This is a genomic window from Verrucomicrobiales bacterium, from assembly GCA_016793885.1.
Classification (GTDB): Bacteria; Verrucomicrobiota; Verrucomicrobiia; order Limisphaerales; family UBA11320; genus UBA11320.
The window spans coordinates 1-18,246 of the sequence record JAEUHE010000161.1 but is presented as its reverse complement, the minus strand read 5'-3'; the positions used below and the strand labels follow the sequence as shown (position 1 = coordinate 18,246).

Genomic DNA, 18,246 nt, shown 5'->3' with positions numbered 1-18,246 from the left:
GCCCCCCACCCCCCCCCCCACCGCCCCCGCCCCCCCACCGCCGCCCGCCGGCCACCCCCGCCCCCAGGGAACCACGACCAACTCGTTGAACGTACGTTCAACGAGTTGGTCGTCGGAATTCGGACGGAAGGAGTTCGAGTCTGGATATAAAGCCAAGTCATCAAGTCGCTTGCGACGCTCTGAATGGCGAAAAGTTTCCACCGACCACCCCATTCCGCGACCAACTGAGTGAACGTACGTTCACTCAGTTGGTCGCGGAATCCGGTGAGCGATGGCGTGGTAATCGTTTCCCAACGGAGGACGGACGGGGCTCCACCTCAGGCCAGGATTCCTTTCACTACTTCCCCATGAACATCGGTCAGTCGGTAATCCCGACCTTGATAGCGAAAGGTTAGCTGGGTGTGGTCGATTCCCAACTGATGGAGCAGGGTGGCGTTGAGGTCAAAGAAGCTCACGGGGTTCTCCACAATGTTGTAAGCAAAGTCATCGGTTTTGCCGTAGGTGGTTCCCCCTCGGATTCCTCCGCCACTCAGCCAAATGCTGAAACACTTCGGGTGATGATCACGTCCGATCTTGGGCGAACTGACGTCTCCCTGCCCGTACACCGTTCGACCGAACTCGCCTGCCCAGACGACGAGTGTGTCCTCCAGTAGTCCACGTTGTTTGAGGTCGGTGAGTAGGGCATAGCAGGGCTGATCGACATCGTAGCATTGTCCCTTGATCTGGTCCTTGAGACTGAAGTGCTGATCCCATCCGCGGTGATAGAGTTGAATGAAGCGCACATTCCGTTCGGCGAGCCGGCGTGCGAGCAGGCAGTTGGCGGCGAAAGTTCCAGGCTTTCGCACCTCCGGCCCGTAGAGGTTGAGCACATGAGCTGGCTCTCTCGAAAGGTCCCCCAGGTCCGGCACGCTGGTTTGCATCCGGAAGGCCATTTCATACTGGGCAATTCGAGTTTGAATTTCGGGGTCGCCCACGGTTCCCTGCCGAAGCTGGTTTAACTCGCGCACACCCTCAAGCATGCTGCTCCGCGTGGAGCGATCCACTCCTGGAGGATTCGATAGGAACAGGACCGGGTCACCGGCCGAGCGGAAGCGCACACCCTGAAACTCGCTGGGGAGGAAACCCGACGACCACAGCCGGTCGTACAGCGGTTGGTCACCCGGACGCCCCGTGCCATCGGAGGTCAACACCACGAACGCGGGCAGATCCTGATTCTCGCTACCCAACCCATACGCGAGCCAGGAACCGAAGCTTGGCCGGCCCGCGATCTGGGACCCGGTGTGCACAAAGGTGATGGCCGGATCATGATTGATCGCATCGGTGTGCAGAGTGTGGACCAGGCACAAATCATCAGCCGCCTGGCTGAGGTGGGGCCACAGTTCGCTCATCCAAGCCCCGCCTTGACCATGCCGCCGGAACTCGAATGGGCTGGGAAAAATGGGGAGCTTGCTGTAGCCGGAGGTCATTCCGGTCAGCCGCTGACCTTGGCGAACGCTCGGAGGAAGGTCTTCCCCCCTCAGTTTGGCGAGTCCTGGCTTGTGGTCGAACAGATCCAGGTGAGAAGGAGCGCCGCTCTGATGCAGATAGATGATGCGCTTAGCCTTGATCACCGGACGACGATATCCGGCGGTGGCGGTCTCCTTTGCTGAGCTGGCTCCGCTTGCGAATAAGGAGCCGAGCGCCAGCAATCCCATTCCGGCGGCGGACCGTTCTAGAAATGCGCGCCGCCGCAGCGGGTCGATGAAGAATGGCGGTAGGTTCATGGCTATTCCTTGGTGATGAATTCGTCCAGGTTCATCAAGGTGCTGGCCACCAGAGTGTAGGCGGCCAACTCCTGGACGTTGAGCGAGGGATCGGCTTTCGACGCGCCCACGGCGACTAAATCCTCCGCGGCGATCCGGTTGGAACGATACCGCTCGAGCTGGGACTCCGTGATGCGGCGCAGGGCGGCGAGTTCCTGCGTTTCAGGCGGGCGGCCGAGAGCTGTTTGAACCATGAACGCAATGCGGCCATCGAGGGTGGCGTTGGCGCGCATGGTGCGCTCGGCCAGCCGACGAGAGGCCTCGACAAAAGTCACCTCATTCATCAGGGCGAGGGCCTGAAGCGGGGTGTTCGTTCGTGGACGCTTGACCGTGCACGCTTCCCGCGAGGGGGCATCGAAGGTCGCCAAACTCGGGTTAAAGCGAGTTCGCTGCCAGAGCGAATAGAGCGATCGACGATAGAGCTGGGGGGATTCCTTGGGTTTGTCGCCGGGCAGATAGGGGGTGACCGATGGGCCGCCGACCTGTTCCACCAGGCTTCCCGACACTGCAAGCGCGAGGTCGCGAATCGCCTCGGCCGGTAGGCGGAAGCGCGGCCCCCTGGCCAAAAGCCGGTTTTCCGGATCGCGTTCGCGCAGGGCAGGTGAACAGGAGGAGCTTTGCTGGTAAGTCGCGCTGGTGACAATCTTCTTCAGTAGCGACTTGATATCCCAACCTCCTTGCATCCAGTCCACCGCGAGCCAATCCAAAAGCTCCGGATGCGAGGGTACCTCCGCCTGGGTGCCGAAGTCCTCGGAGGTGCGGACCAGCCCGATGCCAAAAAGCTGCTCCCAGACGCGATTAACGAAAACTCTTGCTGTCAGCGGGTTGTTGGTGGACACCAGCCAGCGAGCCAGGTGGAGTCGATTGGGGGAAGCCGAGGGTCCCAGGGTGCCTAAGGAGGCGGGAATGTTGGCCGAGACCTGCTCGCGGGGCGCATCGTATTGTCCCCGGAATAGCACTCGGGCGGTTGCCGGCTCAGGGCGCTCGGCCATGACCATCACCTCCGGCAAGTCCTTTTGAAATTCCTCCAGCTTGGCAACCGCTTCCGCGAGGGCCACGTGCTGGGTGGCCAGTGATGAAGACAGAAAGGTTCGATAAAAGGATCCAGCTTGGATCTGCTCCTGCGGTGATCGCTGGAGTGGCGAACTACTCAGCGCCATGGCCTGCGGGATCGCGGCGAGCAGCCTGACCTCCCGGTCCGTCAACGCCCGATCAAACCAGCGCAGATCATCGACCCAGCCTCTCAAACCGGCCTGCCCGCCTCCTCCTCCGATGGTGAGCGGTTCCGCGTTCACGAGCGTGCTGAGACCCCGGGCGGATGCCTTGATCGGCTCCAGTTGTTGAGCTTGGCCATTGACGAACAGCGTCGGACCGCGTCGTCGACGCTTGCCATCCAGGACCAAGGCGATGTGGGTCCATTCGTGAAGGGGAAGCTGGAGGTTCGAAGTCATCTCCAGCGGCACCATCGTCGCGTCAAATTCGAAAATCTTGTGATGTGCCTCGAAATGCAGATGCCCGTTGGTCAGCGTCAGCAGGATGCCGATGGGAAACAGTTCCTGGCGTCCCAGCTTATGCAGGATCACTCCGCTCGGTACCTCGGGTCGCAGCCAGAAAGCCAACGTGGCGCGATCCTGATCCAGGACGCCGGACAGCGCCAGGGCAGGTTCAAGCCCGGACAGTCGAAGTGACTGTCCAACCGCCCCGTCTCCAAACTCCGGTTGGACCGGGCTTCGGACGGCGACCGTTTTGGCAAACGCCACCCGCTGCGTGATCTCTTGTGAATTCGAGATGATGGATTGAATCACGTCCGTCACTTGGTTGGTGGTAATCTGCGTGCGGTTCGTCAGCGTGGTGCGCGTTCCGAAACGCCCCGCCAGCGATCCGTCGAGAGGGAGATGGAGTACCTGGCTGGTGGGAAAGAGGAACGACTGTACGCGGTTTGGACCGACGGCCATGTCGACCTCCAGGTGAGGTTGAAGTTCTCGTCGAAACTGCCGAGAGCGGCGGCGCTCCCAGGCTTGTTGCTCGTGGGACAGCATCAAGGAGGTCTCCATCCGACGCACCTCCGCCTCTCGCTCCTGCACAGTGGCTTCAAGGGCTGCGAGCTTCTCCTGATCGGCCGGTGTGGGAGCCCGCAGCGAGGGGGCAAACGCGGGATCGTTTCCATCCCAGAACACCCCTCGCTCGGGTAGATTGTTGAAAAAGGCGAAAAACTGGTAGAACTCGGTCTGGGAAATAGGGTCGTATTTGTGGTCGTGGCAGCGTCCGCATCCCATGGTGAGCCCCAACCACACGGCCGACGTCGTTTCGACGCGATCGATCACATTCTCCACCAGCCATTCCTCATTGATGGATCCGAACTCCGTGTTGAAGCGATGGTTTCGGTTAAATCCGGTCGCGAGTCGTTGATTCAGAGTCGGGTTTGGCAGGAGATCCCCGGCGAGTTGCTCGATGGTGAATTGGTCGAAGGGCAGATTTCGGTTAAATGATTCGATGACGTAGTCGCGCCACCGCCACATGCTGCGGAACGGGTCCCCTTGGAACCCGCTGGTGTCAGCGTAGCGGGCCAGATCCAACCAGCGAGAGGCCATGTGCTCCCCGTAACGAGGGGAGGCGAGAAGCTGATCCACCCGATCGGAGACCGCTTGCCGAGGATCCTGCCGGAAAGCGCGCACGAAATTCGAGGTCTCTTCCGGGCTAGGCGGCAGTCCCGTGAGATCGAGACAGAGGCGACGATGCAGAGTTTCGGGGGCGGCCGGCGGCGCGGGCTGCAGGTTCTCCACCTCCAATCGCGCGCGGACGAAAGCGTCGATGGGGCTTTGGACTGAGTTCGTCTGCCGAGGGGCGGGCGGCGTGGGCCGGCTGGGTGGGGTAAAGGCCCAGTGATTGGTTCCACTCGGTCCTTGCGCGGTGCCCGGCTGCGGAAGCCCGAGCAGGAGCCAGGCGGCTAAGATCAAAGCTGACGATCGCATCACAATTTGGGAATCTGGAGCTCCCAGATGCGGAGTTGTTGGATCTTCCAGGAGCCGACAGGCTCGTGGAAGCGGAACGTGCGCGTCTTGCCTTCCGGCAGCATGAGGCTCGTGAGGCAGACGAGCCCATCGTTCCCGAACACTTCGAGGGACGACCGGTCGATCAGGAGGTTCAGCTTTATTTTTCCCTCCTGCAACCCGAGCGGAGCCTCGTAGCGCCCCGGAAACTTTTCGTGGAAATCGATCCGTCCGGAGCGGGTCCGATCCAGGATGAGGGAACTGCGACCTGGATCGTAGCGCACCTCGACCGTTTCGTTGCGCTCGGTCGCCAACTCCAGGGTGATACCCTCTGTGCCGCGCGACTGGAGTTCCAACTCCACCTCGAGCAGCGGGGTCGCGAATTCTCGTTTCTGCAGCCACTGGTTGGCTTTCACCAGTGAGGCCCCGGAGAAACGATGCTGCTTTCCGCGGTAGTTGGCCAGCTCGCGCACCGGCCGCTGCACCAGCGTCATGCCTGTTGGGGTGGATCGTAGCATCAACTCTCGGGGAATCGACATGGCGCTGCGCCAAGGGACTGTCGGAACGTCGTTGGCATACTCCCAATTACTCATCCACCCCAACCAAAGTCGGCGACCATCGCGGACCGGGATGTCACTCCAGGACACCGCCGCGTAGAAATCGCGTCCCCAATCGGCCCACAACGCTGGCGTATGCGCGGGGCGCGCCGGTTCGTCGGCGAGCACAAAATGATCGGCGTTGATGTGGCCCCAACCTCCCTGCTCGCGGTCAACCACCTCGAGGATACCTTTCTTTCCTTGAAGATCCGATACACTCCAGGATTTCCAGGAGAGCCGTTCGGCATTGTCCCCAGTGGCGGAGCGCACCACGGTTCCGTCGACGCGCAGATTGACGCAGGTCTTGTCGGCGTGATTGCCGCCGCCGATCAAGAAACTTAGGTGTTTTCGGTTGATTTCAAAAGGGGTGGACGTGAGGGATCCCTGGGACTTGTCGCCTCCCGTGAAGCTATTGAGTAGTCCCGTTCCGCGGAACCCGTCCACCGCCTGCTGTCCTCCAATTTTTCCCCGAGCGGGGGACGTGCCAAAAGCCTCACCCGTTGCCTTCCAGGATCCATAGCCTTCTCCCTCAAAGTCTCCCAGAATGAGCCCGTTCGGGACGACCTCCGGCTGTGGCTTCGGAAACGAGGCATCTAGACTGAATTCGTTTCCATCGAAGTCTCCTACGAAGTATTGACACCCCGATCCACCTGCCGGCGCTCCGGATCCCACATTCACCACCAGAACCCATTTCTTCTGCTGGCCTGATCCCTCAACTTTGACAGGGAAAAGATCCGGACACTCCCAGATCCCCGTTGTGGATCCAGCAGGCCCAAAATCACTCAGATGCGACCATTGCTTCAAGTTTGCAGACGCGTAGAAGCGCACTTGACGATGCTGAGGCCACGAGACCGCCATGATCCACTTTTGGGTGGGCTCATGCCAAATCACTTTGGGATCACGGAAGTCGGCTTCGCCGATATCCAGCACCGGGTTGCCGGCGTACTTTGTCCACGTCCGTCCTCGATCATTGCTGTAAGCGATCTGTTGGTTCTGCAACGGTTTGGTGGTGTAGTGTCCGGTATAGATCGCCACCATCGGCGGTTTTCCATCCTGGCCGAAGCCGGAGGTGTTTTTCCAATCCACCACCGCACTGCCCGAGAAAATCATCACCCCATTCTCTTCGAGTAGAGCGATCGGGAGATGTTCCCATCGAACCAGATCACGACTGACCGCATGTCCCCAGCTCATGTGCCCCCAACGAATTCCGAAGGGGTTGAACTGATAAAAGAGGTGATACTCCCCCTCATAATAGACCATGCCGTTCGGGTCATTCATCCAATTGGTCGCCGGAGTAAAGTGAAACTGGGGACGCCACGTTTCCGTCGGAAGCGTCGAATCAGCGGAACTGGCGGCCATCGGCAGCAGGCTGAGAAGTGCCAACAGAAGGTGGGTAAGTGGGTGGGAGGTGGTGCCAAGAGTCATAAAGCGGGGTGGGTGAGGAGTAAGTCGCGTGAGTCTGTAGGAAGCGGAGTTTCGGAAACGGTGCCATTTGCCCACCGGACCCACAGGCCCGTGGGAGAGTCGTTCGTGCGCAGGCCCAGAATTTGGACCGAGCTTTCCTGCGACCAGTATCCAGAACCTAACGTGAAGGATCGCGCCGGACCGAGGGAACGGGAGTATTTGACTCGAACCACGGCACCGATCCCTTCGGGGTTTGTCGCCGGACCTTGGAGCCGTACGCGAATGCCCGGCCGGCCTTGGTCGTTGTGATAAAGTTTCACCGGTCCGTTATTCTGAGCGACGGCGAGGTCGGGGCGGCCGTCGGCATCATAGTCGCAGAGGGCGGTTGCGCGGCCGTCCCCGACGATGCGGAGTCCGCTCACGTTGGCATCCACCGCTTGCAGTCCACCTTTCCCATCCCCACGCAGCCACAACCCACGCCCGCAGTCCAGTCGGCCCTCTTCGGTTAACATCCCTGCAAAGTTCTGGCTGAGCACGACATCCTCGTGCCCGTCTCCGTCCAGGTCGCCAATGGAAACCCCGAAGGCGGGTGCCCACTGGGCCTCTGCCGGCAAAGCACGAGCCTCGAAGTGATCGCCACGATTCAGGAAAAGGGTGGTCTCCAGACAGCGTGCCGTCAGGTAGTGCGGCGCCCCGTTGGGCGTCGAGAACAGTTCTTCGCAAGTAATGCGGGAGTAATCGGCGAAATGGGGGTAGCGTTCGGAAACAGCGGGATAGGTGGCCCGGAGGCGATCGAGCGTGACGAAGGGAACGTAACCGCCCTGGGCGGGATCGAAGTAAGACTCACTGAGGGCGAGTGGGCCGCCCTCCGTCCACTCGCCATAGTACAGCCGGAGCGGCTGGCCGCGATGACGTTCATAGCGCGAGTTCCGTCCCCAGTTCGAGGCAACAAAATCGAGCCGTCCATCCTCATCAAAATCCCCGGCTGCAATCCCATTCCACAAGCCGGTGAACTGGGCCAGCTGCCACGATGCGGTCTGCTCTTTCCATGCGCCTGCCCTCCGGGCGTACACGCGCACAGGTCCCCATTCGCAGGCGGCTAGCAGCTCCGGGGATCCGTCACCATCGAGGTCCGCCCAGGTGGCGCCGCTCACGAGGCTGGCCTGCTGGAAGACTTCTGCCGCCTCGGGCACAGGCACCCAGGCACCCTCTTGGAGCTGAAATAACGCTGAGCCGCTGGGAGCAGGATAGCGTCCTGGGTGGACACGTCCCCCCACAAACAGCATCGGAGCACGGTCGCACACGCCGATCGCCAGCGGGCCTACGCTCCAGGAGCGGTCGGGGATCAATCCGGTTTCCGTCCCTTTCTGCAGATCATATCCTATCAGCAGACTGCTGTTGGTGGTGCCTTCCTCGTAGTTGGCCGAGCCGGCCAGGAGTTGAATGGCTCTGCTGCCGGGGTGCATAAAGGCGAGCAGGGAAGTCTGATCGCGTTCAAGCGCCTGCTTCCGACGCAGCGGTTTGAACTTGCCCGAAGCCTCGTTGAGGTAGACGACAAAGTAGCCGCCTCGCGAGCCTCCAACGATGAGATCCTCGCGTCCATCGGTATCTAGATCTTTCCAGGCAAGCGCCGGGCCGAGCCGTCCGAGCTCGCGAGTGAGGAGTGGCTGACGTTCGTCTTCGCGAAAGGGATTCTCCTGATGCGGATGCCGCAGCCGTTCGCTGACATCCGTGAAGAACGGACTGGACCGCGGGGCTGGGGACGGAGCGGCCAAGGGTTTCGACGCGTCGGGCTCCAGTTCTTGAACCTCGATGCGCTGGTTCGCGCGAATGTCCGCGATGGTGGTTTCCGCCCCGCTGCGCCAGCGCACGTGCAGCTCCATCCGATTCGTCAGCGTGCCTGCGGCAAAAGAGCGTGTGGGATCATCACCGGAGAGATAGCGTCCTCCGCTCATGATTTCCTGTGTCTGGATCGGCACCGCGCCACCTCGCAGCTCAACCCGCGCGCCAATGGCCTGAGCATTGGGGCTTCGGCCGCGCAGCCGCACCACAACTCGCGGGGCTGACGAGTTGTTACGATAGAGTCCCGCCGCTTGGCCGAGGTGGTTGACGACCACATCCTGATCCCCGTCATTGTCCAAGTCGGCCAGCGCCATTCCATGAGAAACCCCGCGGGTTGCAAAGCCCCAGGTGTCGCCCACCTCCTCGAAGGTCAGGTCACCTCGATTCCGGAACGCCAGGTTGGCGGTCTCCAACGGGGGGAATCGCAGGTTTTTATCCCGGGTCTTAGCCGTGCTCGCGGGATCCATGCGTGAGTTTCCGGCACGGGAGAGGTCGGCGTCGTTGGCATCCCGAATGTTTCCATTTGTAACGAGCGCATCCTCGAACCCGTCGAGGTCCACATCCAGAAAGACGACACCCCAACTCCATTCTGAAGCTTCGAGGCCGCTGTATTGCGCCAGTTCGACATAGGTGCCGTCGGATCGCTGGACTTGCAGCGTGTTGCGCGCCGTCTCCGGTCGAAACAACGGATCCTGCATCGGCGTGGTCACCTGCAAGTGCACCAGACTTCCTCGCTGCCGGTGACGGCGTCGGTGCTCGCGGCTCATCATGTCCAGGACGAGAATGTCGTCGCGGCCATCGCGATTGATGTCCGCGAAGTCCGCCGACATGGAGGACATGCTAGTCTGTCGCAGGACTAAAGGGTCGGCCGCCCGGAAGTTGCCGGAGCCATCATTGATCCAGAGCCGATCGGGTGAGTGGAAGAAGTCGTTGCAGACATAGAGGTCCGGGTGGCCGTCTCGGTTCAGGTCTCGAAAGGCGGCGCAGAGCCCCCAGTCCTTGGGTGCCTCGGCGAGCGGCGATCCATCGGACTCTCGAAAGCGCCCCTGAGTCCAGTCTGCGACGGTAAATCCTCCCCGACCATTGTTGAGGTACAGCACGTCAGGTTCTCCCCGCTCAAACAGGTTCATCCCACCGGACTTGAGGGGCAGGGGAAGGAATAGCCCAGGGGGCTCAATGACAAACTTGCCCCCGACGTAGCCGGCCTGGACCTCCAGGCCTGCGGGGGAGTCCTTGACGGTGCGGGTGTGGTAGTTCGCTATATAAAGATCGAGGTAGCCGTCGCCATTGATATCGGCGAGCGCCATGGTTGTGCTCCCACGGTCTGCCATCAGGCCGGATGGGATCGATTCGGTGAATTGTAGCCCTCCGCGGTTGCGAAACAGCCTGGTTCCGGAGCCAATCCCGTTGACCAAGAGATCAAGTAACCCATCGCCATCGATGTCCGCCAGCACACTTCCGGTGGAGAATTGACCGTCGCACGCCACCCCGGCCTGAGACGTTACATCCTCGAACTTCCAGTCGCCCAGGTTTCGGTAGAGCCGATTCGGACCTCCCAGCGAGCAGAGGTAGAGATCGGTTCGGCCATCCCCATCCACATCTCCGAGAGCCACCCCTGAGCCGACTTCCAGAATTTGGTTCTTAGCCAGGTCGGCGGGCCGAAGCCGGTTGGTAAAGGTGATGTGGGTCATCTCCGCCGACAGCGAAGTGAAGCCGGGCGCCCCTCCCGATGGCACCTGCAGAGAGATTGACTCTGCGGAGGAGCGCCCTGAGGGATCGGCTGCGCCTTTTGCCCACCGCAGCGGGCCCAGGAGGACCAGTCCGGCGCAAGCCCAGGCCGCCAGAGGTGGGATCGCCCACCGCATGGCGCTCCGGGTGGTTCCGATGTCAGAGCTGCGGACTGATCTGGCCGGCAGACGCATGAGTGCATCCTCCCGGCTAGCGCCGGTTCTGGGCGAGCCCAAAAAAGGAGAGAGTCGCGGCGGCCGCGATGGCGACCGGGCGACCCTTTCCGACGGCCCCCTGAGCACTGGATCCTGGCGAGGGATCAAGGCACAGCGATGCGATAGAAACCCGCGGGTCCGCCTTGTCGCTGGGCGGATGTGTCGGTGAAGGAGGAACTCGGCCCGGCAGCGACCTGCGTCTCGATGGTGGTCCATGGCCCGGCGAGCGAGGCCGAATATTCCACCGTGTAGGTCGTCCCTGGGCGGCTTCCCCAATTGATCACGAGACCGGCTCCCGTCTTTTGAATGCTCAAGATGCGGGGAGGATCCGACAGGATTTTGGATTTCCCAGCATTCCTAATTTCGGTGAGTTCGCCTTCCGAGAGCACATTGCCATAGAAGAAGACATTATCGATGGATCCGTTCCATGATTCGTTGGCGTTGTCCGGGCGCAGGCTCCCGATGGACACCGTAGGAAATCCCGAGCCATAGGCGGATCCTGGCCGCGTCGCAGCGATGAGTGCATCTTCTAGGGTGGCTACGTTCAAGTCCACGTAGAGCGTTACCTCGGCGGCGTTTTGATTGAAGGTGGCGGCAATAAACGTCCAGTCGTCCGAACTTTCGGGCGACGGGGTGCCGGCGAGCGGTCCCGCGTTGCCGACGAAGGCGGAATACCGGAATGGGCCTTCTCGGTCATCAAGGCCGATCGTTCGATCCCAGCCTCCATCGTCACTGCCGATGATCTTTCGCAGCCCGGGGGAGAGGCTGGCGGTTTTCACCCACGCGCCCATGGTCAGGACCGGACGCTCGGACGGATTGATGTTGATCGGGGACACCAGCCGCTGGCTACCGCCGAAGAGGAAGTTTCCTCCCTCGATCCCGGTATCTGCTTCATAGGTCGGATCCGCGCCTACGGAGGTGAGGTCTTTGCCGTTTCCGCTGTCGTCCTTCAGGGGATTCTCGGCATCGTCAAAGGAGTAGAATCCGAGGAGTGAAGAGCGAAGTGAGGTGAAGGGTACCGCCGCCGAGAGGTCGATTCTGGTCTTACGTCCGGCGCTGTCATTGGAGGTGAGCTCCAGCACTCCTTGGAAAACGCCCTCCGCTCCTGCGGGGTTGAAGGTCACGGAGATGGAAGCGCTCCCGCCCGGAGGCAGTGTATCGGGAATGGTGCCTAGGGTGTAAGACCCCGCATCCCGGCCTTGCAGTTCGGCCTTCACAATACGCAGGGGTTGGGAGGCGCCTCCGTTCCGCAGCTGCACCTGCACGGTCTTGCTGGCACCGTTGGGAAGTTGTCCGAAAACGGGCGAGGTTTCCACCGCCAGCACTGGGTCGGGACCAAACTGCAGCAGGGTTTGTTTGCCGCCGACGCGAATGGCGTTCATGGTGGCGAGATCCAGCGCGCCGCTGAGGAAGAACACTGTGTCAATCGAGCCGATCCACCCCTCGCCCGACCCCACCGGGTTGAGGCTGCCGATCGAAGTGGTCGCGAGTCCTTGTCCCATCTGGGTCGCCTGCTGAATCACCTGGGGTTCGTCGTCCGTAGTCGAAGCGTCCAGATCCACATAGAGGGAAAGGAGGCCTGCGGCTTGGTCGTAGTCGATGGCCAGGAAGGTCCAGGCCTCCGTGCTGACCGGGGCGGGGGCAGGATCCCCTTGGGTGGGTCCGAAATTGTTTCCTCCGGTGAACGCGGCGTAGCGAAGGGTGCCATCCGGCAGTTCCCCTCCGGTCGGTTGCGACCGGGTATCCAGGCCGATCACGCGATCCCACGCGCCGTCATCGTGGCCGATGACCTTGCGTAGGCCCGGCTCCAGCGTGGCCGTTTTGACCCATGCTCCCATTCCCAGACGCGGGACCGCCGAGGGGTTGATGTTGATCGGAGCCACGAGCCTTTGTTGACCATTGAACTCGAAGGCACCTCCGCTGATGCCGCCGGCGGATAAGTAGGTGGGATCGGCCAACCCTCCATCGAGACCATTGAGCAGGGTTCTCCCCCCACCGCTGTCATCCTTGAGGGGGGCGGCCGCATCGTCGAAGGAGTAAAGTCCGAGCAGCGTCTGCGAAGCGACGACTCGGGAGGCGAGTTCCAGCTGCAGGCGCGGTGTGGTGGGATCGTCGCTCACGACTGTGGCGGTGGCTGCGAAGGCACCCACCTGGCTCTGTGAATCGAGGCGGAAGACAATCTCGCCGCTGGCCCCCGGGGCCAGTTCAGTAGGAAAGGAGGCGACGCTGAAGTAGCCGGCATCCGCCCCCTGAATCGTGATTTGGGAAAGCTTCAATGGCTTGGTCGCGCCGGCATTGCGAATAGGGAATGAAATGGCTTTGACGGAGGGAACCTTGGATAATCCTTCCAGATCTGGCGAGAGCGCCACTTGCAGGTCGGGGTCGTTGGCAGGAAGTCCGAGAATCGCAGTCCGTCCCCCATCCCGGATGGCTGCAATCTGCTCGGGGGATAGTGCCTCATCGAACACGAACACGTTGTCGATATCCCCTTGCCAGCCTTCATCGGCAGTGTCGGTGCGGAGGTTCCCAATGGAGAGAGTGATCAGGCCGGGCCCGAAACCCGTCGGCACGACCACTCCGTCGAGCGCCTCTAGGGTCGCCGCGTCCTGATCCACGTAAATCGTGGCCACGGCATTGTCGTTGTCGTAGCTGGCGGCCACGAAAGACCATTGATTGGTGCTCTTGGGACCGGGGGTGCCGGTTGCTGGCGGCCCGTTGCCAATGAATGAGGTGTAGCGGAAGGGACCCTCACGGTCATCCAGCCCTAGGGTCCTGTCCCACCCTCCGTTATCCGAGCCCATGATCTTCCTCAACCCCGGAATGAGCGACTCGGTGCGTACCCAAGCTCCCATGGTGACCTGCGGTAGGGTTCCAGGATTGATGTCCAGAGGCGCGATCCATCGCTGCTTTCCGTCGAAATGGAAGGCACCTCCTTCAAAGCCTCCGCTGGGATTGTAAGTGGGATCGGCGGCGGCACTTTGCAAAGTCACACCGGCGCCGCTGGCGTCGGCCGTCGGGTCCTCGCCGTCGAATGGATAGAACCCGACCAATCCGGCGGTGGCCTGCATGAGAAAGAGGGACATAGCCGCTCCGCCCAGAATGAATGGCGCGGCAGGACAGAGGATCCTGCTCAGGAGAGAAGAAGAGAGGATGGAAGTTTTCATGATGACAGCACTGATTCTAGGTTTTAAGAGGTAAACGTAACAGTGGCGCTGGGAGACGCGTTCATTGGGGTCAGGGCATAGTCGAACGAAAAGACCAGGTTTTGGCGAGAAAAAACTGAGGGCGGAAATAGACTCTGCTTCTTCTGCCCGTCCCCCTGGCTGTGCGTCGCGCTCAATCCCGGTTTCCCTCGTAACCGTCGAATCTCAGGGACCCGGGTTGTGGCGCCATCCACCGACGGGTGATCTCAGGTCAGGGCTTAAGCTCGAGAATCAGACGCTGAGTCAGCTGCTCGTAGAAGGCGGGTGTGAAGTGCAGGGTGTCGCGAAGCTGCGGCTCCAGGGGCGGAACCATCGGCGACGCGGAGGAGGGCGCTGGCTTGAAGGCATCAAAAATGCGGATGCGGGGCTGGCCTGAGGCTGACCGGGAGAGCCGCAGGTTTACCTCTTCTACCGCCTGAGGGATGCGGTAGCTCCATACCAACGAACGCTGAAAGGGGACGGGGCCGGTCGGCCAAACCGGGGCAATGAGCACTTCGGCTCCGCGCTCGGCCGCCCAGTGAGCGACCTTCAGGACATTGCTCTCGCAGAGCGAGAGAAGAGGCTCATAGAGATCCTTCCGAACACCGATGATCTTGAGCTCGTTGATCCCCGCTTGAATCACCACCGTGTGGGGCTCTGATTGGCGGAGCGCTTCGGAGGCGATCAATACCATTTCTGAGCTGGTCAAGCCAGGCACCCCGGCATTCACCACTCGCCAGCCGGGGATCGACGGTAGGCCCCAGTCCGCCACACGGGAGTCACCGAGCAGCAGGAGCGTTCGATCGGGGCCCGCGGCTTGAGCCCGGATTTCAAAAGGTGGGGCGACCACTGGGTAGGCCTTTCGCAGCCACCGGTCGCCGTAGGACTGTCGTTGAACACTGACGACACCCCACGCGGCACTCCCGAGGATCAGCAGAGTCAGTCCTGCAGCTATCGCACGGAGGTTGCGACGGGCGGGCATACCTCAGCGGGTTGAGCAACCCCGGCAGCGGCCGGCTTTCGTTTCCGGCTGAGAAAGGGTCGCTCCAGCCAGTGAAAGCCCAGTGCGCCCACGGCACAGGAAAGGAGCGCCCCGACCGGATGGAGCCAGGTCGGGAAGTAGCCGCACAGCGTCAGCGGCTGTTGCCAGAGGTAGATGGAATAAGTCCGTTCGCCACACCATTTCAGTAGACTGCCGAGCTTTCCTGGGCATGGCAAGCCTACCAGGTAGCAGCAGTAGCAGGGGACCACCATAAATGCCCCCAGCGCAACGACGCCGATCTTGGCCTTGGTGCCGAGTTGCATCAGCACCAGGCTCAGCAGGAACACCGCCGCGCTGCTGATCAGGATCGGACGGGAAAACAGCGAGAAGAACTGCACGAACCGGGCGCGTTGCCATTCCGCTACAAAGCCCAATAACATCGGCCACACCGAGAACTGGAAATAGTATTTCACGCGGTCGCCGACCAACGGCTGGGCTGCGCCTAATGCCAAGAAAATCACCAGCAGACCACCCCAGACCCAGGAGCGGCGGGCGGAACTGGTGCCGCCCAACGCGAACAGGATGGGGGCGATCAGATAAAATTGGATTTCGGTGGAGAGGCTCCAGAGATGATTCAGCCCGGTATGGCATGGCGGTCCGGTGAAATTGATAAACGCTCCGAACGCCTGAGGCAGGTGCGCCATGAACTCAGCAAAGGTCGATCCGGGTGCCCCTTTCACTAGCGGAGCGAAAAAGTAAACCGTCGGAATCATCAGCACCAGATAACCCACCAACGCGGGATAGAGGCGCAGAAACCGACGCTTCCAAAATGATTTTGCTCGGCTGAAGGAGTCGGGTGCCGAGCTGCGCACCAGGGAGCGGTAGGTGAGTAGTCCCGAGATGAAGAAGAACAGGTTCACTCCCACGCGTCCGATGCCGGAGACCTTCCCCGTGTAGTAAAGCCCATGCGAAATCAGCACCATCACCAGAGCAAAGCCTCGCCACTGGTCCAAAGCGACCGATCCGGCGACTTCGCCCGCATTCGTCTCCGTTGACGAACTCGGCATCCGACGGGGCTCAGCACCGCCGAGACGCGTGGACGCGACGGAGCTTTCGGGCTCACCCACCTTGGAGGATTCAGGAACTTCGGGCATACATCCGGCTCATCCAACTGGCTGGAATCGATCTTATCCTCCGAGAAACGGGCCACGGTGTTTCCCGGCCTAATAAGACCCCGATCCAACGCATCGGGATTCCTCGGTCTACGTGACCTGGGATACCCCGATATGATGATGGATCCTGGCAAAAATCGCCGATGCTGGCGAGGAGAAAACCCGCCGAAAGCCTTCAAAGGTCACTTGCGGTATGGGCGGACCTGTGCTCCCCGGGCGATGCTTCAGGATCGCCAGCGTTTTGCCTTCAGCTCAAATCGGGGGAGTGTGCCGGGAGGAACCGTTTCCACCTCAAATTTGAGTGCGAACGCCTGATGCAGCTCCCGTCTTAGTTGGTCTGCCACCAAGGTAGCGTCGCACGCGTCGGGTCCTGGTTCCACTTGAACAACGACAGCTGCCAGGGGGGAGCTTTTGTCCACTCGTACCTGATATTCGGCAATGCCTCCCACCCTCCGAATGACTTCCTCCACCGCACTCGGGTAGAGATTCACCCCCCGTACGACCACCATGTCGTCCGTGCGACCAATGATCCCACCTCGCAGGCCTAGATCCAAGGTGCCGCAAGTGCATCGCTCCCCCGTGCGGGACTGCGCGGCCACCAGGTCGCAGGTGCGATAACGGAGCAGGGGAGAGCCGGAACGTTTCAAGGTGGTGAGAACGAGCTCGCCGACTTCCCCTGGAGCGACCGGTTCCGAGGCTCCGGGCTGGAGGACTTCGGCGATGTAGGATCGTTCCATCACATGCAGCAGGCCTGGCTGATCTGGACATTCGTAAGTCACCGGCCCGACCTCCGTCATCCCATGATGATCGCAAACTCGTGCCTTGGGCCAGAGCGCTTCGAGTCGACGTCGAGTCGACGGAATGCTTCCTCCGGGTTCCCCGGCCACGATCAGGCGACGGATGGCACTGGTGGTCAGATCGATCTGGTTGGCCGCGGCGACTTCGCCCAGATGCAGCGCGTAGGTTGGGGTGCAACAAAGAATCGTTGCTTGGTTGTCGATCAGGTTGTGCAGCCGAGCCAAAGAACTGAGTCCGCCGCCTGGAAAGCAGAGGTTTCCCAGGCGGGTTGCCGCCTCGAAGGCAGTCCAGAAGCCGAGGAACGGGCCGAATGAGAAGGCGAAAAAGAATCGATCCTCCGGCTTGACTCCGGCGGCTGCGAATACCCGTTGCCATTGTTCCAACATCGCTTCCCAGCTGGCCGACGTGTCCAGCCAGCGGATCGGTGAGCCTGCGCTGCCGCTGGTCTGGTGACAGCGCACATAGCTCGCCATGGGGAAGGTGAGGTTGGTGCCGAAGGGTGAATGATCTCGCTGATCCGCGACGAGCTCGGCTTTGACGGTGTGGGGAATCAGCGCCAGGACCTGGGCCAGGACGCCCTCGGCGCTGCCGTGGGGCAGGGTGCCGAGTGCCCTGAGCTTCGCTTGGTAGAAGGGGTTGCTCTGGCGCAGAGCGCCAAGGAGCGACACCAGTTCACCGAGTTGGTGAGCTGTGAGTTGCTCGCGATTCTGAAATTCACTCACGCGGCGGGTTTGGCGGGCTTGGTAACCCCGGCCGATGCGGGTTTGGGTGCGGGTTTGTCAGGACGATAATACGTTACGAGGTATCCCCCGAGCGCCGCCAGGGCGATTCCCAGGACGAACTGGGGTTTGATGGCCGCCCAGCCATCCTTAGGGGGGTGGTTGAACAGCGAGTAGAGGACATTCACGATCGGGGCTCCGGCGAAGATGATCGACATGACCACCCAAGGCTTGCCTCCCGAGCCGAAGGCGAGCAGCACTCCAAAAGCGCCGATTGCCCCGGCGATGCCCGCAATCAGCGACCATTTCATGCCGGCCGAAGAGTAACCCGAGAAGGCTTTACCTTGGAGGGCGAGCAGGATGAGCGGGGCCAGGACAGCCACCAAAAAGTACGCCAACCCGACAAAGAGAAACGATTTGTAGCGCGCTTCAGCCGTGATGAGGCCACCGCCGGGCACCATTTGAGTTTGGCCGGTGTGCAGGAGGACACCGTAAACACCCCAGGTTACGACCGTGAGCAGCGCGAAAAAGATCCAGTTCATTTGATAGCGTCAGTTGATTGCCAATTCGGACAACGGCGTCGACCCTAGAGCGGTTTGATTTTGAAATCCAGTGTTGTGTGGGGGGACGATTGGCAGTTGATCGGGAACCAATCCAACGAGGTTTATAGTTCTAGAGTGCGGCAGCCCTCTCTAAGCATTACCCACAAGTTCTTCGACCAAATGTTAGAATCCCAAAGGGATTCCGGCTCAAAGCCCAGGGTTGGCGCGACGCAGGAGCGCCTACCCTGGGTTAGTCGTGGTTTTCTCACAACCC

At 61.2% G+C, this 18,246-nt stretch carries 9 protein-coding genes; all 9 read right to left on the bottom strand.

The genetic code is table 11. The features are described from left to right. Positions 1-317 precede the first annotated feature (317 nt). The 9 genes from JNN07_18625 to JNN07_18585 all read right to left on the bottom strand — a co-directional run bounded on the left by JNN07_18625 (position 318) and on the right by JNN07_18585 (position 17,972). Positions 318-1,763, bottom strand: a complete 1,446-nt coding sequence (locus JNN07_18625; protein MBL9169761.1) for a DUF1501 domain-containing protein — start codon at positions 1,761-1,763, stop codon at positions 318-320. A gap of 2 nt (positions 1,764-1,765) precedes the next feature. Continuing rightward, the gene (locus JNN07_18620) at positions 1,766-4,774 is read right to left on the bottom strand and encodes a DUF1553 domain-containing protein (protein MBL9169760.1); all 3,009 of its coding nucleotides are present in this window, start codon (positions 4,772-4,774) and stop codon (positions 1,766-1,768) included. Then, positions 4,774-6,813 (bottom strand): glycoside hydrolase family 32 protein, encoded by a 2,040-nt coding sequence (locus JNN07_18615; protein ID MBL9169759.1) that lies wholly within the window; start codon positions 6,811-6,813, stop codon positions 4,774-4,776. The genes JNN07_18620 and JNN07_18615 overlap by 1 nt, the downstream gene beginning before the upstream one ends. Continuing rightward, entirely contained in the window at positions 6,810-10,556 is a 3,747-nt protein-coding gene (locus tag JNN07_18610) for a VCBS repeat-containing protein (GenBank protein ID MBL9169758.1), read from the bottom strand. The genes JNN07_18615 and JNN07_18610 overlap by 4 nt, the downstream gene beginning before the upstream one ends. Positions 10,557-10,681: 125 nt before the next feature. Beyond that, positions 10,682-13,741: a choice-of-anchor D domain-containing protein gene (locus tag JNN07_18605; GenBank protein MBL9169757.1), complete on the bottom strand. Its 3,060-nt coding sequence runs from the start codon at positions 13,739-13,741 to the stop codon at positions 10,682-10,684. 250 nt (positions 13,742-13,991) lie between these two features. Beyond that, positions 13,992-14,741: an SGNH/GDSL hydrolase family protein gene (locus JNN07_18600; protein MBL9169756.1), complete on the bottom strand. Its 750-nt coding sequence runs from the start codon at positions 14,739-14,741 to the stop codon at positions 13,992-13,994. Continuing rightward, complete coding sequence (locus tag JNN07_18595; protein MBL9169755.1) at positions 14,711-15,895, bottom strand: acyltransferase; 1,185 nt, start codon at positions 15,893-15,895, stop codon at positions 14,711-14,713. Before JNN07_18595 ends, JNN07_18600 begins: the two co-directional genes overlap by 31 nt. A gap of 242 nt (positions 15,896-16,137) precedes the next feature. Further along, entirely contained in the window at positions 16,138-17,433 is a 1,296-nt protein-coding gene (locus tag JNN07_18590) for an AMP-binding protein (protein MBL9169754.1), read from the bottom strand. Beyond that, positions 17,430-17,972 (bottom strand): hypothetical protein, encoded by a 543-nt coding sequence (locus JNN07_18585; protein MBL9169753.1) that lies wholly within the window; start codon positions 17,970-17,972, stop codon positions 17,430-17,432. The genes JNN07_18590 and JNN07_18585 overlap by 4 nt, the downstream gene beginning before the upstream one ends. Positions 17,973-18,246 lie beyond the last annotated feature (274 nt).